Source organism: Streptomyces sp. NPDC127197 (assembly GCF_042672405.1).
Classification (GTDB): Bacteria; Actinomycetota; Actinomycetes; order Streptomycetales; family Streptomycetaceae; genus Streptomyces; species Streptomyces flavusporus.
Genome location: NZ_JBHXVG010000003.1, coordinates 289,374 through 312,235 on the forward strand (window position 1 = coordinate 289,374; position 22,862 = coordinate 312,235).

The 22,862-nt window shown below is 71.4% G+C and carries 25 protein-coding genes; 16 read left to right on the forward strand and 9 right to left on the reverse strand.

Translation table 11 applies throughout. The features are described from left to right. Nucleotides 1-71 precede the first annotated feature (71 nt). The 6 genes from ACFVJQ_RS06420 to ACFVJQ_RS06445 all read right to left on the reverse strand — a co-directional run bounded on the left by ACFVJQ_RS06420 (nucleotide 72) and on the right by ACFVJQ_RS06445 (nucleotide 5,469). Entirely contained in the window at nucleotides 72-872 is an 801-nt protein-coding gene (locus ACFVJQ_RS06420) for an FAD:protein FMN transferase (RefSeq protein WP_385515996.1), read from the reverse strand. Further along, the gene (locus ACFVJQ_RS06425) at nucleotides 865-1,632 is read right to left on the reverse strand and encodes an FMN-binding protein (RefSeq protein WP_385781394.1); all 768 of its coding nucleotides are present in this window, start codon (nucleotides 1,630-1,632) and stop codon (nucleotides 865-867) included. Before ACFVJQ_RS06425 ends, ACFVJQ_RS06420 begins: the two co-directional genes overlap by 8 nt. Nucleotides 1,633-1,660: 28 nt before the next feature. Further along, on the reverse strand, nucleotides 1,661-3,043 hold the full coding sequence (locus tag ACFVJQ_RS06430; protein ID WP_385511498.1) for a ferric reductase-like transmembrane domain-containing protein: 1,383 nt from the start codon (nucleotides 3,041-3,043) through the stop codon (nucleotides 1,661-1,663). An 81-nt stretch (nucleotides 3,044-3,124) separates the two neighbouring features. Continuing rightward, nucleotides 3,125-3,826, reverse strand: coding sequence for a L,D-transpeptidase (locus ACFVJQ_RS06435; RefSeq protein ID WP_385781398.1), 702 nt, complete (start codon nucleotides 3,824-3,826; stop codon nucleotides 3,125-3,127). A gap of 75 nt (nucleotides 3,827-3,901) precedes the next feature. Further along, nucleotides 3,902-4,492, reverse strand: coding sequence for a pyridoxamine 5'-phosphate oxidase family protein (locus ACFVJQ_RS06440; protein WP_385781401.1), 591 nt, complete (start codon nucleotides 4,490-4,492; stop codon nucleotides 3,902-3,904). A gap of 107 nt (nucleotides 4,493-4,599) precedes the next feature. Next, entirely contained in the window at nucleotides 4,600-5,469 is an 870-nt protein-coding gene (locus tag ACFVJQ_RS06445) for a hypothetical protein (protein ID WP_385781404.1), read from the reverse strand. Nucleotides 5,470-5,660: 191 nt separating this feature from the next. Here ACFVJQ_RS06445 and ACFVJQ_RS06450 point away from each other — a divergent pair, with 191 nt between their 5' ends. From ACFVJQ_RS06450 to ACFVJQ_RS06505, 12 genes are all read left to right on the forward strand, one after another. Continuing rightward, nucleotides 5,661-6,854 (forward strand): argininosuccinate synthase, encoded by a 1,194-nt coding sequence (locus ACFVJQ_RS06450; RefSeq protein WP_385261597.1) that lies wholly within the window; start codon nucleotides 5,661-5,663, stop codon nucleotides 6,852-6,854. A 102-nt stretch (nucleotides 6,855-6,956) separates the two neighbouring features. Then, complete coding sequence (argH, locus tag ACFVJQ_RS06455) at nucleotides 6,957-8,384, forward strand: argininosuccinate lyase (protein ID WP_385511493.1); 1,428 nt, start codon at nucleotides 6,957-6,959, stop codon at nucleotides 8,382-8,384. Nucleotides 8,385-8,446: 62 nt separating this feature from the next. Beyond that, a complete protein-coding gene (locus tag ACFVJQ_RS06460; RefSeq protein WP_385781408.1) occupies nucleotides 8,447-9,418 on the forward strand; it encodes an aldo/keto reductase in 972 nt (323 codons plus the stop codon). 78 nt (nucleotides 9,419-9,496) lie between these two features. Continuing rightward, the gene (locus tag ACFVJQ_RS06465) at nucleotides 9,497-10,048 is read left to right on the forward strand and encodes a TetR/AcrR family transcriptional regulator (protein WP_385781411.1); all 552 of its coding nucleotides are present in this window, start codon (nucleotides 9,497-9,499) and stop codon (nucleotides 10,046-10,048) included. Then, on the forward strand, nucleotides 10,045-11,568 hold the full coding sequence (locus ACFVJQ_RS06470) for an MFS transporter (RefSeq protein WP_385781414.1): 1,524 nt from the start codon (nucleotides 10,045-10,047) through the stop codon (nucleotides 11,566-11,568). Before ACFVJQ_RS06465 ends, ACFVJQ_RS06470 begins: the two co-directional genes overlap by 4 nt. Nucleotides 11,569-11,725: 157 nt before the next feature. Then, nucleotides 11,726-11,947: a hypothetical protein gene (locus ACFVJQ_RS06475; RefSeq protein WP_224737904.1), complete on the forward strand. Its 222-nt coding sequence runs from the start codon at nucleotides 11,726-11,728 to the stop codon at nucleotides 11,945-11,947. Beyond that, nucleotides 11,944-12,930, forward strand: a complete 987-nt coding sequence (locus tag ACFVJQ_RS06480) for an AAA family ATPase (protein WP_385781417.1) — start codon at nucleotides 11,944-11,946, stop codon at nucleotides 12,928-12,930. Before ACFVJQ_RS06475 ends, ACFVJQ_RS06480 begins: the two co-directional genes overlap by 4 nt. Next, on the forward strand, nucleotides 12,927-13,838 hold the full coding sequence (locus ACFVJQ_RS06485) for a DUF58 domain-containing protein (protein WP_385781419.1): 912 nt from the start codon (nucleotides 12,927-12,929) through the stop codon (nucleotides 13,836-13,838). The genes ACFVJQ_RS06480 and ACFVJQ_RS06485 overlap by 4 nt, the downstream gene beginning before the upstream one ends. Then, nucleotides 13,835-14,785 carry a VWA domain-containing protein gene (locus tag ACFVJQ_RS06490; RefSeq protein WP_224737908.1) on the forward strand — a complete coding sequence of 317 codons (951 nt, stop codon included), beginning with the start codon at nucleotides 13,835-13,837 and terminating at the stop codon, nucleotides 14,783-14,785. The genes ACFVJQ_RS06485 and ACFVJQ_RS06490 overlap by 4 nt, the downstream gene beginning before the upstream one ends. Before the next feature lie 29 nt (nucleotides 14,786-14,814). Continuing rightward, nucleotides 14,815-15,720, forward strand: a complete 906-nt coding sequence (locus ACFVJQ_RS06495) for a trypsin-like peptidase domain-containing protein (protein WP_385781423.1) — start codon at nucleotides 14,815-14,817, stop codon at nucleotides 15,718-15,720. Nucleotides 15,721-15,751: 31 nt separating this feature from the next. Next, entirely contained in the window at nucleotides 15,752-16,420 is a 669-nt protein-coding gene (locus tag ACFVJQ_RS06500) for a response regulator transcription factor (protein ID WP_224739980.1), read from the forward strand. Beyond that, entirely contained in the window at nucleotides 16,417-17,631 is a 1,215-nt protein-coding gene (locus tag ACFVJQ_RS06505; protein ID WP_385511481.1) for a sensor histidine kinase, read from the forward strand. The genes ACFVJQ_RS06500 and ACFVJQ_RS06505 overlap by 4 nt, the downstream gene beginning before the upstream one ends. Before the next feature lie 153 nt (nucleotides 17,632-17,784). On the opposite strand, the gene ACFVJQ_RS06510 is transcribed toward ACFVJQ_RS06505, so the two are convergent. Next, on the reverse strand, nucleotides 17,785-18,459 hold the full coding sequence (locus ACFVJQ_RS06510) for a lysophospholipid acyltransferase family protein (RefSeq protein WP_385511479.1): 675 nt from the start codon (nucleotides 18,457-18,459) through the stop codon (nucleotides 17,785-17,787). A gap of 399 nt (nucleotides 18,460-18,858) precedes the next feature. On the opposite strand from ACFVJQ_RS06510, the gene ACFVJQ_RS06515 reads away from it, so the two are divergent. From ACFVJQ_RS06515 to ACFVJQ_RS06525, 3 genes are all read left to right on the forward strand, one after another. After that, nucleotides 18,859-20,034 (forward strand): glycerophosphodiester phosphodiesterase, encoded by a 1,176-nt coding sequence (locus ACFVJQ_RS06515; protein WP_385781427.1) that lies wholly within the window; start codon nucleotides 18,859-18,861, stop codon nucleotides 20,032-20,034. 75 nt (nucleotides 20,035-20,109) lie between these two features. After that, nucleotides 20,110-20,616 (forward strand): RNA polymerase sigma factor, encoded by a 507-nt coding sequence (locus ACFVJQ_RS06520; protein WP_385511477.1) that lies wholly within the window; start codon nucleotides 20,110-20,112, stop codon nucleotides 20,614-20,616. Nucleotides 20,617-20,660: 44 nt separating this feature from the next. Beyond that, nucleotides 20,661-21,158, forward strand: a complete 498-nt coding sequence (locus ACFVJQ_RS06525) for a GNAT family N-acetyltransferase (RefSeq protein WP_385511475.1) — start codon at nucleotides 20,661-20,663, stop codon at nucleotides 21,156-21,158. 109 nt (nucleotides 21,159-21,267) lie between these two features. Here ACFVJQ_RS06525 and ACFVJQ_RS06530 read toward each other — a convergent pair whose 3' ends face one another. Both ACFVJQ_RS06530 and ACFVJQ_RS06535 read right to left on the reverse strand, forming a co-directional pair. Beyond that, entirely contained in the window at nucleotides 21,268-21,702 is a 435-nt protein-coding gene (locus tag ACFVJQ_RS06530; protein WP_385781431.1) for a hypothetical protein, read from the reverse strand. After that, nucleotides 21,683-22,042 (reverse strand): hypothetical protein, encoded by a 360-nt coding sequence (locus tag ACFVJQ_RS06535; RefSeq protein WP_385511473.1) that lies wholly within the window; start codon nucleotides 22,040-22,042, stop codon nucleotides 21,683-21,685. The genes ACFVJQ_RS06530 and ACFVJQ_RS06535 overlap by 20 nt, the downstream gene beginning before the upstream one ends. Nucleotides 22,043-22,111: 69 nt before the next feature. Here ACFVJQ_RS06535 and ACFVJQ_RS06540 point away from each other — a divergent pair, with 69 nt between their 5' ends. Beyond that, nucleotides 22,112-22,762: an HAD family hydrolase gene (locus tag ACFVJQ_RS06540; protein ID WP_385781435.1), complete on the forward strand. Its 651-nt coding sequence runs from the start codon at nucleotides 22,112-22,114 to the stop codon at nucleotides 22,760-22,762. Nucleotides 22,763-22,862 lie beyond the last annotated feature (100 nt).

A 22,862-nucleotide genomic window follows, 5' to 3' on the forward strand; every position in this document is an offset into this window, starting at 1 on the left:
GCGAAGCCGAGAGTGGGGGAGGCACCCCGCAAGCGCGGCGAGCAAAACCCACCCCTCAGCAACAGCGCCGGTCAACCCAACCGCGCCGCCAGCCCCCCAGTACACCGCACCTCGTCACCGGCGGTGATCAGCAGAGCCTCCACGTCCGGCAGCGACTCCAGCCACGCCAGCCCCTCCCGCGAGCCCATCGCGAAGGCCGCCGTGGCCCAGCAGTCCGCCCAGGTCAGCCGGGGCGCCACCACGGTCACGGCGACGAGGTCCGTCACCGCGGACTTCCCGGTGCGCGGGTCGACGATGTGGGCGCCGCGTTCGGCGGTGCCGGACGTGGCCACGGCGAGCTCGTCCAGTCCGGCGGCGGAGATCACCGCCGCCAGCCCGCCCGGCCGCAGCGGATCCGACACGCCGACCCGCCAGGGCCGCTGCGGGCCGGGTGCGCCGAGCAGCTGGACGTCACCGCCGCCGTTGACGCTCACCCCGCTCACCCCGGCCGCCGCCAGCCGCCGGGCCGCCCGCTCGACGGCCCAGCCCTTGACGATCCCGGTCGGATCGAGCCGTCCCTCGTACGACATGCTGAACCAGCCCTCGCTGATCCGCTCCGCCTCGGCGCCGAGCTCCAGCACCAGGGCGACGTCGGGATCGCACTCCTCGACGGTCACCTCGCCGCGGGCCAGCCGTGAGATCTGACTGTCCTCGCGGTAGGTGCTGAACACCTCGTCGACCCGGTGGAGTCCGGCGATCGCCTCGTCGAGGGCCGCCCGGACCGTGCCGGGATCCCCGCCGCGGACGTCGAAGGAGAAGACGGTCCCCATCGCCTCCTCCGCCCGGCGTACCGCGGCGGGAGCCTGTGCGGGTTCGGCCACCGGCTCAGCCACCGGCCTGGTCCAGGGCCGACTGCAGGGACTGCTTGTAGCCGGTGCTGGTGTACGTGGCCCCGGACACGGCGTCGATGTCGGCGCTGCCTGCGGCCACGGCCGCCTGGTTGAGCTGAGGCACGGCATCGGCGGTGATCTGGCTGCTGCGGCCACCGCTGGGTGCCTGCACCGCCTCTGCCTGGGTGACCTTCCCGCCGCTGACGGTGACCCGGACCTGGACCGGCCCGTACTGGGTCTGGGCGACCTCGCCCGTGACCGTCCGGGCCTGGGCGCTGCCCGATCCCTGGTCCGCGGCGCCGCCGCCCCCGGCCTGGATCTGATCCAGGGCGGACTGCAGGGACTGCTTGTAGCCGGTGCTGGTGTAGGTGGCTCCGGACACGGCGTCGATGTCGGCGCTGCCTGCGGTGACGGTGGCCTGGTTGAGCTGGGGTACGGCGTCGGCGGTGATCTGGGTGCTGCGGCCGCCGCTGGGTGCCTGCACCGCCTCTGCCTGGGTGATCTTCCCGTTGCTCACGGTCAGCCGTACCTGCACCGGTCCGTACTGGGTCTGGGCGACCTCGCCGGTGACCGTGCCGCTGCCGGCGGCCTGGGCGCCGCCCTGGGGCGACTGTCCCGCGGCCGCGGCGGGCGGTGCCGCACCGCCCGCCGCGGCCGCGGAGCCGGGGTCGGACGCCGGCTTCAGCGTCAGCAGCAGCACGATGCCGGACACGGTGGCGGCGGTGGCGAGCACGGCACGCCGAACGGGATGGCTCTTCTTCATGGTTGCCGGTCTCCTGATGACCCGTCGCTCACATCTCGAACGACTCGTGATGGATACGGCGGGCGGGAACCCTCGCGCCGCGCAGTGCCTCGTACACGGACTGCGCGAAGCCGGGCGGCCCGCACAGAAAAACGTCATGCCGGTCGATGTCCGGGATCTTCCGCTGCAGGGACTCCGCGGAGATGTCCGGGCGTGCCCCGTCCGGGCTGTTGACCGCGTACATCAGCCGGGCGCCCCGCTCGTCGGCGATGGCGGCCAGCTCGTTCCACAGGGCCAGGTCCTGGGTGCTGTTGGCCCGGTACAGCAGGGTGAGGTCGCCGGCCGCGCCGGGCAGCGTCTCGAACAGCGCCCGCATCGGGGTGATGCCGACACCGCCGGCCACCAGCAGCACCTTGCCGCGGCTGCGCCGGGACGCGGTCAGCGCACCGTACGGTCCCTCGGCCCACACCCGGGTGCCGGGCTGGAGCTCGCGCAGCCGGGTGCTGTGGTCGCCGATCGCCTTCACCGTGATCCTCAGCATGTCGGGGCGGGGCGCCGCCGACAGCGAGTACGGGTGGGAGCTGAACCGCATGCCCGGTGCCATGAACCGCCAGCGAAAGAACTGCCCGGCCTCCGCCCCCATCCGGTGCAGCTTCCGCCCGCCGATCAGCACCGACACGATCCCAGGTGTCTCCTCGATCACGGCCTCGACCCGCATCCGGTGCTTCAGGTTGAGCCGGATCGGGGTGAGGATCCGGTACCAGATCACGAGCGCGGTGACCGACCCGTAGAGCCCGTACCAGAAGGTCTTGGCGAGGGGTTCGACGGCGAACTCGTTGCCGGAGCTGATCTGGTGCCAGAACGTCAGGAACACCGCCGCGTACGTCATCAGGTGCACGTGGTACCAGGTGTCGTACGGCATCCTGCGGCGGATCCCGCCGATCGAGACCAGGCCGATGAGCAGCAGCAGTCCGGTGCCGATGGCGGCCTTGCCCATGTCCGGCAGCTGGGTGACGGAGTCGACCGTCTGCTGGACGATGTCGCCCAGCCCCTTGCCGGCCTGCAGGGCGTAGCCCCACATGATCAGGAAGATATGGGCGAGGACCAGGCAGAGGGTGTAGCGGCCGGTCATCGCATGCCAGCGGGCGACCCGGTCGGAGCCCACCCGCCGTTCCAGGGCGGGCACCCGGGCCATCTGCAGGACCACGAGCGCCATGAGATATCCGGCGAGCAGACCGGTGATCCGGCCCGCGGCCAGGATCTGACCGGTGCGGTCGGCGATGGACGGCGTGTTGTCCCACCACAGCCACAGCACCCCGGCCGCGCCCGCCCACAGGGCGAGCAGCAGCGGGACGGCGGGGGAGCGGCGCGGGCGGATACGGCGCATCGTCTGACGCCGGGCGGCACGGCCGCCTGCGAGCGTGGTGGTCACGGTTCCTCCGGGGACGGGGGCAACGGGTGTGTCGTAGTCCCTTGGCCCAGAGATACGTGCGGGGGTGGCCGTGTGTTCAGGTCAGTACTGAGTGATCGCCGTGCGGCCGCTCACCGTTCCCACGGCGATGTGCGGCCGCTGCGCCGGCTCGGCCCAATCGAGGATCCGCCGCATGGCGTCCGCCGGCACGGACACACAACCGGCCGTCGCCCCGCGCCCGTTGACATGCAGGAAGATTCCGGCGCCGCGCCCGCGCACCGGCTTGCGGTAGTTGAAGCCGATGACGAGGGCATGCGCGTACTGGTTCCCGTACGACACCAGGTGTTCGGCCTCGGTGGCCCGGCAGTCGGCGGGGCGGGGCTCGGTCCACCGGTTGTAGGAGCGGGACCAGGCGTCCTGGCACCACCAGGAGTTCTGCTGTACGGAGCGGTACTTGTACGTCGTCCCGTGCGGCGCCGCCTTGATGCCGAAGGCGTACGGCAGGTCGTACAGCCCGGTCGGCGTCGTGTTCGTGCCCTGCTTCCGTGCGGCGCCCTCGACGAGCCCGTTCGCCCCGAAGCGGGCCGGCGTGGAACCGGCCTCCACCCAGCGACCGTCCCGCCGGTCCCACCAGGTGACCGTGCCCGTCGTCGAGCCGGCCCGCGGCGCCACGGCGGTGATCAGCTGGCTGCCGCCGCCGGTGTCGGCCATCCGGTCGGGCAGCGGGGCGGCTCCTGCCGGAGCGACGGCGAGCAGGGCGGCGGAGGTGAGGACGGACAGGACGGCTGTGACACCAGAGCGCATGCCTGTGAAGCTAACGGGCCGCAGGGGCAGCGGCAGTTCGGAAGAGCCATTCGGGCGGGCCGACGTCCGAAGTGATTACTTCGGACGGACGGGCGGCAAGGGCAGCGGCAGGCCGGGCAGCCCGTCCAGGCTTGTGGCGATGTGGTCCTTCTTGGCGAAGTACTCGCTGAGCGAGGCGTCGTCCTCGCGCGCGAAGCGCTGGGCGTGCAGGTCGCGGTCCCCGTCGTACGACATGTGGGGCACCGCGAAACCGCAGGAGTCCCGGACGAGTTCGGCCGTCACGACGACGATCGCCCGCAGCCCGTGCGGGCTCGGGTCGACGTCCGGAAAGCGGGCGAGCAGCTCCCCGAACCGCGGGTCGTCGCGGAACACCGGCTCCCCGCGGCCGTGCACCCGGACGATGTTCGGCGGCCCCTGGAAGGCGCACCACATGAGGGTGATCCGGCCGTTCTCCCGCAGATGGGCGATGGTCTCGGCGTTGGAGCCGGCGAAGTCGAGGTAGGCCACGGTGTGTTCGTCCAGCACCGCGAAGGAGCCCTTCAGGCCCTTGGGGGAGAGGTTGACCGTGCCGTCCCCGGACAGCGGGGCGGTCGCGGTGAAGAAGAGGGGCTGCTCCTCGATGAACGTACGGAGTCGGCCGTCTATGCGCTCATACGTCTTTCCCATACCGCTGATTGTCGAGGAAAGTCGTTTCCCTGCCCGAGGATTTCCAGGAGAGTCACCGCGGCCGCCCCGGCCGGCGCTCCAACGGGGCGGCCACAGTACCTGTCACGTCACTCGTTGAGCGTGCAGGCGGCCAGGGCGTCGAGGCCCTGGGGCTTTTCGGCGGTGCGGCCGATGGAGATGGCGATGCGGTCGATGGCGGCGGTGCGCTTGGAGGCGAGCGGGCCGAGGATGGCGTTCTGGACGAAGTTGGGTCCGCCCTGCCCGACGGTTTCGTTCAGGCGCTTGTTGGCCTCGTCGATCTGGGTGTCGAGCAGTGCCAGGTTGCGGTCGACCTCGGCCTGTGCGGAGGCCGGGATCGCCGGCAGCTGAGAGGCGACGTCGGGGCAGGCGATGGCGCCGGCGGCCGTGTTGCCGCCCGCCGCGTCGCCCGCGTCCTCGGCGCCGCCCGCCTCCTCCGTGGCCGGGGCCTCCGGCTCCGCCGTGGCGGTGTCGTCCTCGCCCGCCTCCGCGCCCTCGCCGGCCCCGGCGCCTGCGCCGGCGTCGAGCGTGCAGGTCGCGAACGCCTCAAGGCCCTCGGGCTTCTCGGCGGCGCGGCCGATGGCGGTCTCGATGCGGTTCAGCGTCGCGATGCGCTTGTCCTCGAGCGGGCCGAGGATGGCGTTCTGCACGAAGTTGGGTCCGCCCTGCCCGACGGTTTCGTTCAGGCGCTTGTTGGCCTCGTCGATCTGCGTGGTGAGCAGTGCCAGGTTGCGGTCGACCTCGGCCTGTGCGGAGGCCGGGATCGCCGGCAGCCGGGACGCCACTTCGGGGCAGCTGATGGTGCCGGCCGCCGCCTTCGTCGTCGCCTGCGCGCCGTTCTCGGGCGTCTCCCCGGCCAAGGCGGAGCCGGCGATCAGTGCCCCGGACAACACCACCGCTGACACGCCGCCGATCATCGCGACGCGGCGCTTGTTGTACTTCGGAAGAGCCCTGGACATGCGGAAGCCTCACTTGGGTCGGGGGTGTGCGTTGACAGAACCGGCGCCGGTGTTCGGTGGGAAGTACGAGAAAGCGGTTTCGGATGTTCACCCGCCGACGAGATTTCCGGTCCCGCAGGCACCGCATTGACGAATCATGCAGTCTCCTGCATACTCATGCATGTCAGCGAATGCAGTGTGAGGAGAAACCCGTGACCGAGCGCGTCGTACTCGCCTACTCGGGCGGCCTGGACACCTCTGTCGCCATCGGCTGGATCGCCGAGGAGACGGGCGCCGAGGTCATCGCCGTTGCCGTGGACGTCGGCCAGGGCGGCGAGGACCTGGACGTCATCCGCAAGCGCGCGCTCGCCTGCGGCGCCGTCGAGGCCGAGGTCGCCGACGCCAAGGACGAGTTCGCCGAGGAGTACTGCCTCCCGGCGATCAAGGCCAACGCCCTCTACATGGACCGCTACCCGCTGGTCTCCGCCCTCTCCCGGCCGACGATCGTCAAGCACCTCGTCGCCGCCGCCAAGAAGCACGGCGCCACCACGGTCGCCCACGGCTGCACCGGCAAGGGCAACGACCAGGTCCGCTTCGAGGCCGGCATCGTCGCCCTCGCCCCCGACCTGAAGTGCATCGCCCCGGTCCGCGACTACGCGATGACCCGCGACAAGGCCATCGCGTTCTGCGAGGAGAAGAACCTCCCGATCGCGACCACCAAGAAGTCCCCGTACTCCATCGACCAGAACGTCTTCGGCCGCGCCGTCGAGACCGGCTTCCTCGAGGACATCTGGAACGCGCCGATCGAGGACATCTACGAGTACACCCAGAACCCGGCGACGCCGCGCGACGAGGACGAGGTGATCATCACCTTCAAGGAGGGCGTCCCGGTCGCTGTCGACGGCAAGCCCGTCACCGTCCTGCAGGCCATCCAGCAGCTCAACGAGCGCGCCGGCGCCCAGGGCATCGGCCGGATCGACATGGTCGAGGACCGGCTGGTCGGTATCAAGTCCCGCGAGGTGTACGAGGCCCCGGGCGCGATCGCGCTGATCACCGCCCACCAGGAGCTGGAGAACGTCACCGTCGAGCGCGAACTCGCCCGCTACAAGCGGCAGGTCGAGCAGCGCTGGGGCGAACTGGTCTACGACGGCCTGTGGTTCTCCCCGCTCAAGCGCGCCCTGGACGGCTTCATCAACGAGGCCAACCAGCATGTCTCCGGCGACGTCCGGATGACCCTGCACGGCGGCCGCGCCGTCGTCACCGGCCGGCGCTCGCAGGAGTCGCTGTACGACTTCAACCTCGCGACCTACGACACGGGCGACACCTTCGACCAGTCCGCGGCCAAGGGCTTCATCGACATCTACAGCCTGTCGTCGAAGATCGCGGCCAAGCGGGACCTCGCGTAAGACGTCGTAGAACACCTCACCCGCACTAGCCTGACAACCGCCTCCTCACTCGCGCCGTGGGGAGGCGGTGGCACATCCACACCTCCCGAGGAGTACGAGCAAGTGAGCAGCAACAGCGGTGACGTACGGCTCTGGGGCGGTCGTTTCGCCGACGGTCCCGCCGAGGCCCTGGCGAAGCTGTCCGCGTCCGTCCACTTCGACTGGCGGCTCGCGCCCTACGACATCGCCGGTTCGCGTGCGCACGCGCGCGTGCTGCACACGGCGGGGCTGCTCACCGAGGACGAGCTGACCCGGATGATCGCCGGGCTCGACCGGCTCGAAGCGGACGTGGCCGCCGGGTCCTTCACCGGCACGATCGCCGACGAGGACGTGCACACGGCCCTGGAGCGCGGCCTGCTGGAGCGCCTCGGCCCCGACCTCGGCGGCAAGCTGCGCGCGGGACGGTCGAGGAACGACCAGGTGGCGACCCTCTTCCGCATGTACCTGCGCGACCACGCCCGCATCATCGGCGGGCTGATCGCCGACCTCCAGGACGCCCTGATCGGCCTCGCCGAGGCGCACCCCGACGTCGCGATGCCCGGCCGCACGCACCTCCAGCACGCCCAGCCGGTGCTCTTCGCCCACCACGTCCTCGCGCATGTGCAGTCCCTGTCCCGGGACGCCGAACGCCTGCGCCAGTGGGACGAACGGACGGCGGTCTCCCCGTACGGCTCGGGCGCGCTGGCCGGTTCCTCTCTCGGCCTCGACCCCGAGGCCGTCGCCCGCGACCTCGGTTTCGAGCACGGCAGCGTCGGCAACTCCATCGACGGCACGGCCTCCCGTGACTTCGTCGCCGAGTTCGCCTTCATCACCGCGATGATCGGAGTGAACCTCTCCCGGATCGCCGAGGAGGTCATCATCTGGAACACGAAGGAGTTCTCCTTCGTGACCCTGCACGACGCCTTCTCCACCGGCTCGTCGATCATGCCGCAGAAGAAGAACCCGGACATCGCCGAGCTGGCGCGCGGCAAGTCCGGCCGTCTGATCGGCAACCTGACGGGCCTGATGGCGACCCTGAAGGCGCTCCCGCTCGCGTACAACCGCGACCTCCAGGAGGACAAGGAGCCGGTCTTTGACTCCATCGACCAGCTGGAGGTCCTGCTCCCCGCCTTCACCGGCATGATGGCCACCCTCACCGTCCACCGCGAGCGCATGGAGGAGCTGGCCCCGGCCGGGTTCTCGCTCGCCACGGACATCGCCGAGTGGCTGGTCAAGCAGGGCGTGCCCTTCCGGGTCGCGCACGAGGTCGCCGGCGAGTGCGTGAAGGTCGCCGAGGCCGAGGGCAAGGAGCTGGACGAGCTGACCGACGAACAGTTCGCGAAGATCTCCGCCCACCTGACCCCCGAGGTCCGCTCCGTCCTCAACGTGCCGGGCGCCCTCGCTTCCCGCAGCGGCCGCGGCGGTACGGCGCCCAGTGCCGTCGCCGTCCAGCTGGCCGAGGTCAAGGCGGACGTGACCGCGCAGCACGCGTGGGCGAACGCCCGTAAGTGACACGGGGGCATCGCGGGTTACGTTGGTCGCACGCCGTATGGAGCGACCGAACGGAGCCCGCGATGCCCTTCGCCCGACTGGCCTCGGCAACGACTCCCACCTGCCACATCGGCCTGGGCCTCGCCGCCGTCGGCCGCCCCGGCTACATCAACCTCGGCCGTGAGCAGGACCTCCCCGCCGACCGCAGTGTCGAGGCCCTGCGCGAGCGGACGCGCGAGCTCCTGGACGCCGCCTACGCCCAGGGCGTCCGCTACTTCGACGTCGCCCGCTCCTACGGCCGCTCCGAGGAGTTCCTCGCCGACTGGCTGAACGCCCACCCCGAGATCGACGACATCGTCGTCGGCAGCAAGTGGGGCTACACCTACACCGCCGAGTGGACCACCGACGCCGAACAACACGAGGTCAAGGACCACAGCGTCGCCACCTTCGAGCGGCAGCGCGCCGAGAGCGCCGAGCTGCTCGGCGACCGGCTCGACCTCTACCAGATCCACTCGGTGACCCCGGACAGCCCGGCCCTCACCGACAAGTACCTGCACGCCAGGCTGGCCGACGCCGCGGCCGAGGGCCTCACCATCGGCTTCTCCACCAGCGGGCCCGCGCAGGCCGACGCGATCCGGGCGGCGCTGGAAGTGACGGTCGACGGCGAACCCCTCTTCCGTACTGTGCAGTCGACGTACAACGCCCTTGAGACGTCCGCCGCCTCCGCCCTAGCCGAGGCCCACGACGCCGGCCTCACGGTGATCGTCAAGGAGGCCATGGCCAACGGCCGGCTCGCTGAGCCGTATGCGCCGGACGCGCTGAAGGCCGTAGCGGAAGAGACCTCCCTCGGCTGCGACGCCGTGGCCCTCGCCCTGATCCTGCGCCAGCCGTGGGCCGGCGTCGTTCTCTCCGGCGCGGCGACCGTCACCCAGCTCGCCTCCAACCTGCACGCCGCCGTCGTCGACCTGGACGACGACCAGCTGACCCGCCTTGCCGCGCTCGTCGAGGAGCCGCAGGCGTACTGGGAGCGGCGCGGGCAGCTGCCCTGGCACTGAGGGTTTTCCGACCTGGGGCTTTGAGCCACGCACGCCCAGAGTGAGACGTGAATGTCTCATGCGCGCTATCGTTGTCTCATGGCCATCGATCCAGACCACGTACTCCGCAGCGCCGCAGCCCTGCTGACCCGCAAATCCACCGCGACCATGGACGAGGTCGCCAAGGCCGCCGGGATCAGCCGGGCCACGCTGCACCGCCACTTCGCCGGGCGCGACGCGCTGGTCCGGGCGCTGGAGTCGCTCGGCATCGCGGAGTGCGAGGCCGCGCTGGACGCGGCCCGCCTGGACGAGGGCAGCGCGAAGGACGCCGTACGGCGCCTGGTCCGCGAGATGGAGCCCGCGGCCGGACTTCTGTCCTTCCTCTACAGCGAGAACCAGCTGTTCGAGGGCGAGCAGCAGAACGAGGGCTGGGCCCGGCTCGACGCCCGGGTCTCGGCCCTGTTCCGGCGCGGCCAGGACAGCGGAGAGTTCCGTATCGACCTGACCCCCGCCTGGCTCACCGAGGCCCTCTACGGCCTGATCGCCGCCGGGGCCTGGTCCGTACATGACGGCAAGGTCGCAGCCAAGGACTTCCAGACCATGATCGTCGAGCTGCTGCTCGGCGGCGCACTGCGGAGAGAGGAATCATGACCAGCACCCTGCAGCCGGCGACCGCGACCGAGGCGGTGAAGCGCCCGGGCCGCTGGCTCGCGCTGTCCGTCCTCGTGCTCGCCGTGCTGCTGGTGGCCGTCGACGCCACCGTCCTCGGCCTCGCGACCCCGTACATCAGCGAGGACCTGCGGCCCTCCGGCACCCAGCTGCTGTGGATCGGCGACGTCTACTCGTTCGTCATCGCCGGTCTGCTCGTCTCCATGGGCAGCCTCGGCGACCGCATCGGCCGCAAGCGGATCCTGCTCGTCGGCGCCACGGCGTTCGGCGCGGTGTCCGTGCTCAACGCCTATGCGACGACGCCGGAGATGATGATCCTGGCCCGGGCGCTGCTCGGTGTCGCCGGTGCCACCCTGATGCCGTCCACGCTCGCCCTGATCCGCAACCTCTTCCACGACCCGCGCGAACGCAGCCTCGCCATCGGCATCTGGGGCGCCACCGCCTCCGCCGGTACGGCGGTCGGCCCCATCGTCGGCGGTTTCCTGCTGGAGCACTTCTGGTGGGGATCGGTCTTCCTGATCAACCTGCCCGTGATGGCGGTGCTGGTCGTGGTGGGCGTCAAGCTGCTGCCGGAGTCGCGCAACCCCAACCCCGGCCCGTGGGACCTGTACAGCGTCGTGCTGTCGCTGGTCGGCATGGTCGGCATGGTGTACGCCGTCAAGGAGGCCGCCGCGCACGGCTTCGGGTGGGCGGCGCTCGCCGCGGGCCTCGTGGGTGCGGCCGCCCTCTACTGGTTCGTCCGGCGCCAGCTGACCCTGCCCACCCCGCTGCTGGACATGCGGCTGTTCCGCAGCCGCGGCTTCAGCGGTGCGGTGCTGGCCGATCTGCTGACCGTCCTCGGCCTGTCCGGCCTGGTGTTCTTCCTCTCGCAGTACCTGCAACTCGTACAGGGCAGGCGGCCGTTCGAGGCAGGCCTGGCCGAACTGCCCGCCGCGATCGGCGCGGTGGCGGCCGGTCTGGTCGCCGGGCGGGCGGCCCGGCGCTTCTCGGTACGGGCCGTGGTCTCCGGCGGGCTCGCGGCGGTCGGCCTCGCACTGGCCGCGCTGACGGTGATCGACCAGTCCACCGGCTACCCACTGCTCGGCGCCGCCCTGCTGGTCGTGGGCATCGGCGCCGGCTTCTCCTTCACCGTGACCGCCGACGTGATCCTCTCCGGCGTGCCGAAGGAACAGGCGGGCGCGGCGTCGGCGGTCTCCGAGACGGCGTACGAACTGGGCGCTGCCCTCGGAATCGCCCTGCTCGGCTCGATCGTGACCGGCGTGTACCGGGGCTTCCCCGGACCGGCGGGCACTCCGGACGCGGCGCACGAGTCGCTGGGCGGAGCGGTGGAAGCGGCGGCGGGCATGCCGGCGCAGACGTCCGAGGCGATGATGGACGCGGCTCGGCAGTCCTTCGTGGACGGACTCGCGATCGCTGCAGGCGCGGGAGCGGCGGTCTTGTTGGCAGCGGCGGCAGCGGCGTGGTTCATGCTGCGAAACCAACGGCTGGACAACCGACCTTAGGGGCGCGGGGAACTGCGCGATCAGCCCCCACACACCCGCACCCGCCCCGCAGCCCCGACCAGCCCCCACATCCGGCTTTAAGCCCGTTTTCGGCTCCACCTGATGGTCTTGGCTCCGTACCCGACGTCGTCCCCCACGGCCGAAGGAGCCACAGACCATGACACGACGTACACGCAAGTTCCTCGTCACCGGCGGAGCCCTCGCAGTCGTCGGCCTCGCCGGAGGCGGCGTCGCGCTCGCCGCCGACGGTGACGAGCCGCCGCGCGAGCAGATCAGGTTCGTCGTCGAGGAGGGCGGCACGGACGGGCGCGAGGACTGCCCCTGGAAGGACGGCGGCGGCACCACGACCCCGTCGGGCGACCCCTCCTCCGCGCTGTGACCGCCCCGTCGAGCGAGGGCAAACTCCTGGAGGAGGCCCTCTTCGAGGTCAAGCGGGTGATCGTCGGCCAGGACCGCATGGTGGAGCGCATGTTCACCGCGATCCTGGCCCGCGGCCACTGCCTGCTGGAGGGCGTGCCGGGCGTCGCCAAGACGCTCGCCGCGAAGACCCTCGCGCAGGTCGCAGGCGGCCACTTCGCCCGCCTGCAGTTCACCCCCGACCTCGTCCCCTCCGACATCACCGGCACCCGTATCTACCGCCCCTCCCAGGAGGCCTTCGACATCGAGCCGGGGCCGGTGATGGCCAACGTCGTACTCGCCGACGAGATCAACCGCGCCCCCGCCAAGGTGCAGTCCGCGCTCCTGGAGGTCATGGGCGAGCACCAGGTCTCCATCGGCGGCACGACCCTGTCCGTACCCGAGCCGTTCCTCGTCCTCGCCACCCAGAACCCCATCGAGTCCGAGGGCGTCTACCAGCTCCCCGAGGCCCAGCGCGACCGCTTCCTGCTCAAGGTGGAGATCGCCGCTCCCAGCGAGTCCGAGGAGCTCGCCATCCTCTACCGGATGAGCGTCGACCCGCCCCGCCCGCGCCGCGTCCTCACCCCCCAGGGGCTGATCGCCCTCCAGCGTTCCGCCGACGAGGTGTTCGTGCACCATGCGGTCGCCGAGTACGCCGTACGGCTCGTCGTCGCCACCCGCGAACTCGCCGGTCCCGGCAGCCGGGTGGCGCACGGCGCCGGTCCGCGCGCCACGCTCGGCCTGGTCGCCGCCGCCCGGGCGCTGGCGCTGCTGCGCGGGCGCGGCTATGTCCTGCCTGACGACATGCGTGACCTGGCGCACGAGGTCATCGCGCACCGCCTGGTCCTGTCCTTCGACGCCCTCGCCGACGGCATCACCGCCGGCGAGATCGTCGACGAGGTGCTCGCGGCGGTGGAGCAGCCCCGGATCAGCCCCCGCCAGGCCGCCGAGGAGGCCGCCGCATGAGCACCCCGACCCTGCGCGAACTCACCCCCGAACAGGCCCTGAAACACCTGGAGTTGCTGTTCACCCGGCGCCCCGACGGACTCCTCCAGGGCGACCACGCCTCCCTCGTCCCCGGTCCCGGCAGTGAGGTGTCGGAGACCCGTCCGTACGTCATCGGCGACGACGTCCGCCGCATGGACTGGAACGCCACCGCCCGCACCACCGTCCCGCACGTCCGCCGCACCCTCGCCGACCGCGAACTCACCACATGGATCGTCCTCGACGCCTCTGCCAGCATGGACTTCGGCACGGCGACGATGGAGAAGCGGGACCTCGCCGTGGGCGCGGCGGCGGCCGTCGCGTTCCTCACCGAGCGGGCCGGAAACAGACTCGGGGCACAGCTCACCGGCCCGTCCGGTATCCACCGCATCCCGCCGCGCACCGGCCGCCGCCACCTGCTGGCGATCCTGCACGCCGCCCTCGACCGGCCCCGGGTCGGCCCCGGCGTCCCGCAGCACACCCTCGCCGACGCCCTGCACGCGCTGCGCGCGCTGCCCTCCCGGGGCCTGGTCGCCGTCGTCTCCGACTTCCTGGAGACCGGCTGGGAACAGCCGCTGCGCACCGCGGCCCGCCGCCACCAGGTGCTCGCCGTCGAGACGGTCGACCCGCGGGAGCTGGAGCTGCCCGCCGTCGGACTGCTCACGGTGGTGGACCCGGAGACCGGGCGGCGGCGCGAAGTCCCCACCTACTCACGGCGGTTGAGGGAGCGGTACGCGGCGGCCGCGCTGGAGCAGCGGGCGCTGATCAGACAGTCGATACGCCGGGCCGGCGCCGCGCATCTGCGGCTGCGCACGGACCGGGACTGGGTGCGGGACATCGTCCGGTACGTCGAGACGCAGCGGCGGCGGGCGGGAGGCGGGGCGGCATGAGTCTGCGGTCCCCGGGCTGGCTGCTGCTTCTGGTGCCGCTCGCCGCGCTGATCGTCGCCTACCTGGTGGTACAGCGCCGGCGCGGCCGGTACGCCGTCCGCTTCACCAACCTCGACCTGCTCGACAAGGTCGCGCCCAGCCGGCCCGGCTGGCGGCGGCATGTCCCGGCCGCGGCCTTCTGCGGCATGCTCGCGCTGCTCGTCGTGGGGTTCGCCCGGCCGACCACCGAGGTCCAGGTGCCCAGGGAGCGGGCCACCATCGTGGTCGCCTTCGACGTATCCGCCTCCATGGAGGCCACGGACGTGCAGCCGACCCGCTTCGCCGCCGCCCGGGACGCCGCGCTGGCCTTCGTGGACCGGCTGCCGGAGCGGTTCAACGCCGGGCTCGTCCCCTTCAGCGGCTCCGCCACGGTCGCGGTACCGCCGACCACCGACCGCGAGGTGCTGCGCACGGCCATCCAGCGCCTGAACACCGGCGAGGGCACGGCGATCGGCGACGCCGTCGTCGCCGCCCGGAACGCGGTCCGCGCGCTCGACGAACGGGCGGAGACCGAACCGCCGCCCGCCCACATCGTGCTCCTCTCCGACGGCTCCAACACCACGGGCCGCTCCATGGAGTCGGCGGCCCGGGAGGCCGCCGCCGACCGCATCCCGGTGTCGACGATCGCCTACGGCACCCAGGAAGGCACGATCACCCTCCCGTCCGGCGACAGCGTCCCCGTCCCGGTCGACGGACCCGCGCTGGAGGAACTCGCCACGACGACGGGCGGCGACTTCCACGAGGCGGCGACCGGAGAGGAACTCCAGGCGGTCTACGAGGACATCGGCAGCTCCGTCGGCCACCGCACCGAGGAACGCGAGATCTGGCAGTGGTTCGTGGCGGCCGGTCTCCTCACCGCGCTCCTCGCGGCCGCGACGTCACTGCTGTGGTTCTCCCGGATCCCGTGAACCGGCCCACATCACAAGGAGACAGGCCCGTGACAGACGACCCGAGCGGCCCGCGGACGCCGACGCAACAGTCCCGCACGGAACCCGGCCTGGGGGCCCCGCGAGGCCCGGCGTTCCTGTCCGGGAGCGTGCCCTCTCTCCCCGGCCGGCCGGTGCCCCGGCCCGACCCGCCGGCCTCCCCGTACGTCGCCCCCCACCCCTCACCTGCCCCTCGCCCCGCACGCACTCCGCGCCCCCTCGTCGCCACCCTCCTCGCCGCCGTCCTCGCGGGCGGCGCCGCCGGCTACGCGGCCGGGGCCCTCGGCGACACCGACCCGGCCGCACCGGCGGCCCGGCAGGCGGGCGACCTCGAAGGCGTCGCCGCGCGTGTCCTGCCCAGCGTGGTGTCCGTCGAGACGGCGCGGGGACAGGGCTCGGGGTTCGTCTTCGACGAGCGCGGCCGGGTGCTCACCAACGCCCATGTGGTGGAGGGGAGTTCCGAGGTGACCGTCGAGCTGCAGGACGGGCGGCGGCTGCGGGCGGAGGTGATCGGGGACGACCCCGCGCATGACGTCGCCGTCCTCGAACCGGAGACGGGGCGTGGGCTGGATGCGGCCGAGCTGGCCACGGGCGGCCGTCCGGCCGTGGGTGACACCGTTCTGGCGATCGGCTCGCCGCTGGGCCTGAGCGGCACGGTCACCTCCGGCATCGTCAGCGCCCTCGACCGCCCGGTCCGGCTCGGTGAGGGAGGCCAGCGGCGGGCGCTGCAAACCGACGCGTCGATCAATCCGGGCAACTCCGGTGGGCCGCTGGTCGACGACGACGGGCAGGTCGTCGGCATCAATACGGCCATTGCGACGTTGGACCAGGAGAGGGGTGGGTCCATCGGTATCGGGTTCGCCATTCCTGTGGGTGACGCGGTGGATGCGGCGCGGACGATCATCGACGGCGGGTGAGCGTGGGGGCGTTGCAGGTCAGGAGGTTGTGATGAGACTGCTCGTGGTCGAGGACGAGGAGGACCTGGTCGTTGCGCTCAAGGTCGGGCTCGTGCGGGCCGGCTATGCCGTCGACGTCGCCCCCGACGTGGACACGGCCACCGAGAAGCTCGCCGTCAACGACTACGACCTGGTCCTGCTGGATCTGAACCTCCCCGACGGCGACGGCTTCTCCGTCTGCCGGGCCATCCGTGCCGCCCCCGGAGGGCCCCGCATCCTGATGCTGACCGCCCGCGACCGGCTCGCCGACCGGGTGCGCGGCCTCGACGAGGGTGCCGACGACTACCTGGTGAAACCCTTCGCCCTGCCCGAACTCCTCGCCCGCATACGCGCCCTGCTGCGCCGCGAGGACGGCGGCACCGCGGTCGTCGAGGTGGGCGAACTACGGCTGGACACCGCCCGCTTCGAGGCGTTCCGCGGCGACCGGCCGCTCCGGCTCACCCCCAAGGAGTTCGGCGTCCTGCACTATCTGATGACCCGCCCCGGCCGGGTCGTGCCCGCGGAGGAACTGCTGGAGCACGTCTGGGACGAGCACGCCGACCCGTTCACCAACACCGTCCGCGTCACGGTCGGCTCCCTGCGCCGAAAGGTCACCGGCGAGGACGAGCCGCTCATCGAGACGGTGATACGGCAGGGCTACCGCCTCAAGGAGACGCCATGAAGCGCCCGCGCCGCCCGCGTCTGCCTGCCTTCACCCACACCATCCGCTTCCGCCTCACCGTCCTCTACTCCGGCCTTCTCTTCGTCCTCACCGCCCTCGTCCTCGGCGCCACCTACCTCGCGGTCGAGCGCAGCGGCGAGGCCCACCCGGTCAGCAACCAGTTCTCGGCGAAGAAGTACGTGAACGACGTCTACATCGGTGAGATCGACGTCGTGAAGCTCCAGGAGGTCGAGGCGGCCGTCAACTACGAGACCCTCGGCAACCTGCGCAACTTCTCCTTCGCCGTGCTCGGTGTCCTCGCCGTCGCCAGCCCGGTCATCGGCTGGATCCTCTCCGGCCGCGCCCTGCGCCCCGTCCGCGCCATCTCCCGTACCGCCGCCGAGATCCAGGCCACCGACCTCTCCCAGCGCATCCGCCTCACCGGCCCGAAGGACGAACTGCGCGAACTCGCCGACACCGTCGACTCCATGCTCGACCGGCTCGACGAGGCCTTCCGCGCCCAGCGCCAGCTCATCGACGACGCCTCGCACGAACTGCGCAGCCCGCTCGCCATCATCCGCGCCAACCTGGATGCCGTCCTCACGGCCGAGGAGTCCGACGAGGAGGACCGGCGCGCCGCCGCCCGCAGCGTGGACCGGGCCACCACCCGGATGACCCGGCTCGTCGAGGACCTGCTCGCCACCGCCCGCCGCAGCGCGCCCGCCCTCGCCGACGCCGACGTCGACCTGGCGGTCACGGCAGGCGAGGCCTGCGAGGAGTTCGCGCCACTCGCCGCGGAACGCGGACTCGTCCTGCATCGCCGACTGGCGCCTGGCCTGACAGTCATCGGCGACCACGACGCCCTGCGCCGCGCCGTCGGCAACCTGCTCTCCAACGCGGTCCGCCTGGCCCCGCCCGGCACCCGCATCACGGTCGCGGCCGGCAGCTCCGAGGGCTGGCGGTGGACGGCCGTACAGGACCAGGGCCCCGGCATCCTCGATGACGACCAGGCCCGCGTCTTCGACCGCTTCTGGCGCGCAAAAGGCAACGGCAACGGCCGCGACCGCCACGCGGGCCTCGGCCTGGCGATCGTCCGACAGATCGTGGAGTCCCACGGCGGCCAGGTACGACTCTTCTCCCGCGTAGGCAAGGGCTCGACATTCGTCCTGTGGTTCCCAGCCTCAGGCCAGCCCCACACAAACGGCGCCCCACCGGAGCACGCGCCGATCTAGTGCCGCTAGGGGGCGGGGGGGATGCTCGAGGTTTGAGGGGGCGCGGGAACTGCGAGGTTTGAGGGGGCGCGGGGAACTGCGCGACCAGCCACAACGAACCCGCAGGCAACGAACCACCCACAGCCCCCCGACCCCCCGGCGAACCCAGCGGAGCTACGCCGCTTCCTTGGCCTTCGTGGCGTACATGTCCACATACTCCTGCCCGGACAGCCGCATCACCTCGGCCATCACCGAGTCGGTGACGGCCCGCAGGACGTACCGGTCCCGGTCCATCCCCTCGTACCGCGAGAACTCCATCGCCTCACCGAACCGCACCGTCACCCGGCTCGGCCGCGGCATGCCCGCGCCACCCGGCTGGATCTTGTCGGTGCCGATCATGGCGAACGGGACGACCGGCGCCCCGGTCATCAGGGTGAGCCGCGCGATGCCGGTGCGCCCTCGGTACAGCCGCCCGTCGGGAGACCTCGTGCCCTCCGGGTAGATGCCGAAGACCTTGTCCTCCTCCAGCACCCGGCGGCCGGTCATCAGCGCCGCGACACCACCCTTGCCGCCGTCCCGGTCGACCGGGATCATGCCGACGCCGGTGAAGAACCACGCCATCAGCCGGCCCTTGAGGCCCTTGCCGGTGACGTACTCGTCCTTGCCGATGAAGAACACCTGACGGTCGCAGACCAGCGGCAGGATCATCGAGTCGATGAACGTGAGGTGGTTGCCGGCCAGGATGACCGGACCGTCGCCAGGGATGTGCTCCACGCCCTCCACCCGGGGGCGGAACATCAGGCGCATGATCGGACCGAGCACTGCCTTGATGAGCGCGAAGCGGGACAACGGACCCTCCGGTGTCAACGGGTGTCTAGGGACGTCAAGGGATTCGGTCTATGTCTGTGCAGGTGAGGACGATACTCGCGGCGGCACGGGTCGCGCACATCGGGGACATCGGGTTCACCGAGGCCTTACGCACTGTTGACGTACGTTTACCTGCGGTGGCGCGTCGTGGGCGGCGCGTAACCCGTACGCGACGATGTGACGGACATCGCGCGGGAGGCCTAACGTCCGGCTACCCCGGAGGGCGGGGCCGACGCCGACGGGCCGTCATAGGGTGGCTGGAACACGCACCCCATACGACATCCAGCGTCATCCACGCGTTCGAACCGAGGCCTCCCGACGGACACGTCCACCCCCCTACGATCGGCGCGCACCGACGAGTCGACGGCAGGGAGGCCGCTGATGGGACCGCAGGAGTCGAACGAGCAGGCGCAGGAGAACGCCACCGGCACCGGACGGCGGGCGCTCCTCGGCGCGGCCGTGCTCGGCGCGAGCGGAGCCGTTTTCGGTCTGTCCGGCACGGCGAGAGCCGATGCGCGACATGGAGGCCGCGGAATGAAGTCCCTGCCCGTGCCGACGATCGTCGCCCACCGCGGCGCCAGCGGCTACCGCCCCGAGCACACCCTCGGCTCGTACCAGCTGGCCCTCGACATGGGCGCCGACATCGTCGAGGCCGGCGACCTGGTGCCCACCAAGGACGGTCACCTCGTCTGCCGGCACGAGCCGGAGATCGGCGGCACCACGGACGTCGCCGACCACCCCGAGTTCGCCGACCGCAGGACCACCAAGGTCCTGGACGGCGTCTCCACCACCGGCTGGTTCACCGAGGACTTCACGCTCGCCGAGCTGAAGACGCTGCGTGCGACCGAGCGCATCCCGGCCAACCGGCCGCACAACACCCTGTACAACGGCCGCTGGGAGATCCCCACCTTCGAGGAGGTGCTCCAGTGGCAGGAGGAGCAGACCCGCCGACGCGGCAGGCAGGTCTGGATCTACCCCGAGCTCAAGCACCCCACGTACTTCCGCAAGCTGGGCCTCGGCCTGGAGGAGCGGGTCGCCAAGGTGCTGCGCAAGTACGGGCGCAACAAGTGGAACTCGCCGGTCATCCTCCAGTCCTTCGAGCCCACCAGCATCCAGCGCCTCAACAAGCTGGTCGACAACCCGCTCGTCGTCCTGCTGTCCGGCGCGAGCACCCGCCCCTGGGACTTCGTCGAGACCGGTGACCCCCGCACGGTCGCCGACCTGATCAAGCCGGCCGGCCTCAGGGAGATCGCCTCCTACGCGCAGGGCATCGGCCCCACCCTCGACCTCATCATCCCGAAGGACGCCGCCGGCAACCTCACCGAGCCGACCACCCTCGTCAGCGACGCGCACAAGGTCGGTCTGGTCCTGCACCCCTGGACCCTGCGCAACGAGAACCCCTTCCTGCCGGCCGACTTCCGCAAGGGCACCGACGCGGACGCCTACGGCGATGTCTTCGGCGCCTACCGGGCGTACTTCGCGACCGGCATCGACGGCATCTTCACCGACCACCCCGACACCGGCCTGCTGGCCCGCGAGGACTTCGTCAACGGCTGAGTCCCCGGCCACCGTTCGGAGTGACAGCCGGCCGCCCGGGGCAACCCACCGCCGGGCGGCCGCGTCGTGCCGCATATGACGCACGACCTGCTCACCACACTGCGCCCGCTGCTCGCCGCGGAAGCCTCCGCCGAGGCGCCGGCCGCCGGCACCGAACCCGGCGACCTGGAACAGGCGGTCTGGCTGCGCCTGCTGGAGCGCCTCGACGCCGACGGTCCGCCCCACGACCCCGAGCGCTGGCTGCGCAGGGCCGTCCGCTCGGAGGCCCGGCGCACCCGCCGTACCACCAGACGCGAGCGACCGTACGACAGCGAACCCGCCGACGACGGCGACCGCGGCCCCGAACAGCTCGCCCTCGCCGCCGCCCGCCGCCGCGCCCTGCGCGACGCGGTGCGCCGGCTGCCGGGCCGCTGCCCCACGCTCCTCGAAGCCCTTCTGTCGCCGAAGGACCTCACATACCGGGAAATCGCGGGGGAGTTGGGTATCTCACAGGGCAGTCTGGGGCCGGAACGTTCCAGATGTCTGGGATGTCTACGGCGATTGCTTGCAGCGGAGGTTGCGGCTCGCGAAGCGCGGGGATAGGAGTGAGGGACGACAGGCAACAGGTGAGCGGGAGGCGTGCACACATGGGCATGAGCGTGATCATCTCCGAGGCGACCGACCAGGACGCCGAGCAGATCTTCAAGCTGCAGTACCTGTGCTTCCAGAGCGAGGCCGCGCTGTACGGCAACTACCGCATCGACCCGCTCGTCCAGACCCTCGACTCCGTCCGCCAGGAGGTCGCCACCGACTGCGTGTTCGTGGCCCGCCTCGGCGACGAGGTGGTCGGCTCCGTACGCGGCGCGGTGACTGAGGACGGCGCCGCCTCCATCAGCCGCCTGTGCGTCCACCCCCGCATGCAGGGCCACGGCATCGGCGCGCGGCTGCTGCGCGCGGCCGAGGCGGCACTCGCGGAGGAACGCGGCGCCAAGAAGTTCCGCCTCCACACCGGCCACCGCAGCGAGAGCAACCTGCGCCTGTACCGCCGGGTCGGCTACGAGACGGTGGGCACGTCGGAGGGTACGGACGGGGTACCGATGATCGTCCTGGAGAAGCAGGCGGGGGCATACGCGGCTACCGCTTGACGGGCGTCAGGTGCAACGCCGGTGAGGGGCACGGGGCTGTATCGATTTGCGGCTCCTCCCCCACCGTGGGCGCGACAAGCCACAGAAGACCCGCACCCGCCAACGGCGATCAACTCCGCAGCTCGCGACGCGACTTCCGCAGCCAGTACAACGCTGAAACCGGCAACAGAACCGGAATGAACAGATACCCCATGCCGAAGTCCGACCACACGGTCGCGTCAGGGAAGGCAGACGGCTCGACAAGCGTCCACGTACCAACGATGAGCACACCCACCAGCTCGGCGGCACAACACACCACCGCCGCCTGGCGAGCCGTCTCCCCACCCCGCACCAGCGAGTACGTGATGAACCCGTACACGACTCCCGCAACCGCCGACAGCGAATAGGCGAGCGGTGCCCGGTCGAACTCCGTCGCGATCTGGTACCCGGATCGCGACACCGCCCCCACGACCATCACGCCGTACAACCACACGAGCAGCACGCCGGGCCCACTGATCAGCCGTGTCCTGGTCGTCGTGGCCACCTCAGCCTCCCCAGATGTCATAGAGCCGCACCTCCAGGACGGCCAGCACCACACCGCCGGCGGCCACCGTCACCGACCCCCACCGCGTCCGCTCCGCCAGCGACATGAACCCCGCGGCCGGGATGCACGCGAACGCCCCCAGCAGGTACGCCACGAAGATCGTCGTCCCCTGCTCCGGCTTCTCGCCCCGCGCCAACTGCACGACCCCGACAATCAGCTGGACCAGCGCCAGCACCGACACCACGGCCATCCCGATGAAGTGCCAGTCCTTCGTCGGCTGATCACGGTACGCGGCCCAACCGCACCACGCGGCGAGCAGCAGCGCGGCGACACCGGTCGCCAGCGTCAGGGCATCAAGCATGCAGCGACCCTATTACGGGCCAAAAGGCCTGATGCGGCCACCCCCGCGGTGCCCCGTAGGGTCGGGGACATGAAGATCCGCGCTGAAGCACTCCTGTTCGACAACGACGGCACCCTCGTCTCCTCCCTCGACTCCGTGAACCGCTGCTGGACCCGGTGGGCCGGGGAGTACGGCATCACGGCCGAGCACTTCGCGCAGATCGAACTGCACGGGCGTACCGCCGCCGAGATAGCCGCCGACCTGCTGCCCGCCGACGTCGTGCCGGAGGCCGTCGCACGGATCGAGAAGCTGGAGGTGGAGGACGTACCCAACGGAGGCGTGCGCCTGCTGCCGGGTACCAAGGCCTTCCTCGACTCCCTCCCCGCCGACCGCTGGGCCGTCGTCACCTCCGCCACCCGCCGGCTGGCCGAGGCCCGTCTCGACGCCGTCGGCATCCTCCCCAAGACCCTGATCGCCGCCGACGACGTCACCCGCGGCAAGCCCGACCCCGAGCCCTACCTGCTCGCCGCCCGCGAACTCGGCGTCGACCCGGCCCGCTGCGTCGTCTTCGAGGACGCCCCCGCCGGACTCCAGGCCGGCCGCGCCGCCGGGATGACCACCGTGGCCTTGGCCACAACCCACCAGGCCCATGAACTGACCGCCGACCTGGTGGTGAAGGACCTGTCGGCCCTGTCCGCGCTGGTCACCGCCGAGGGCGTGGAGGTCTCCGTCCGGGACTGACGACTGTCCACCGCTGTCCGACATGCGGACAGCGGTTCTCGGATGCGTTCATACGTCTGCTTTACTGATCGCATGACCACGACGAGCAGCCGCATCCCTG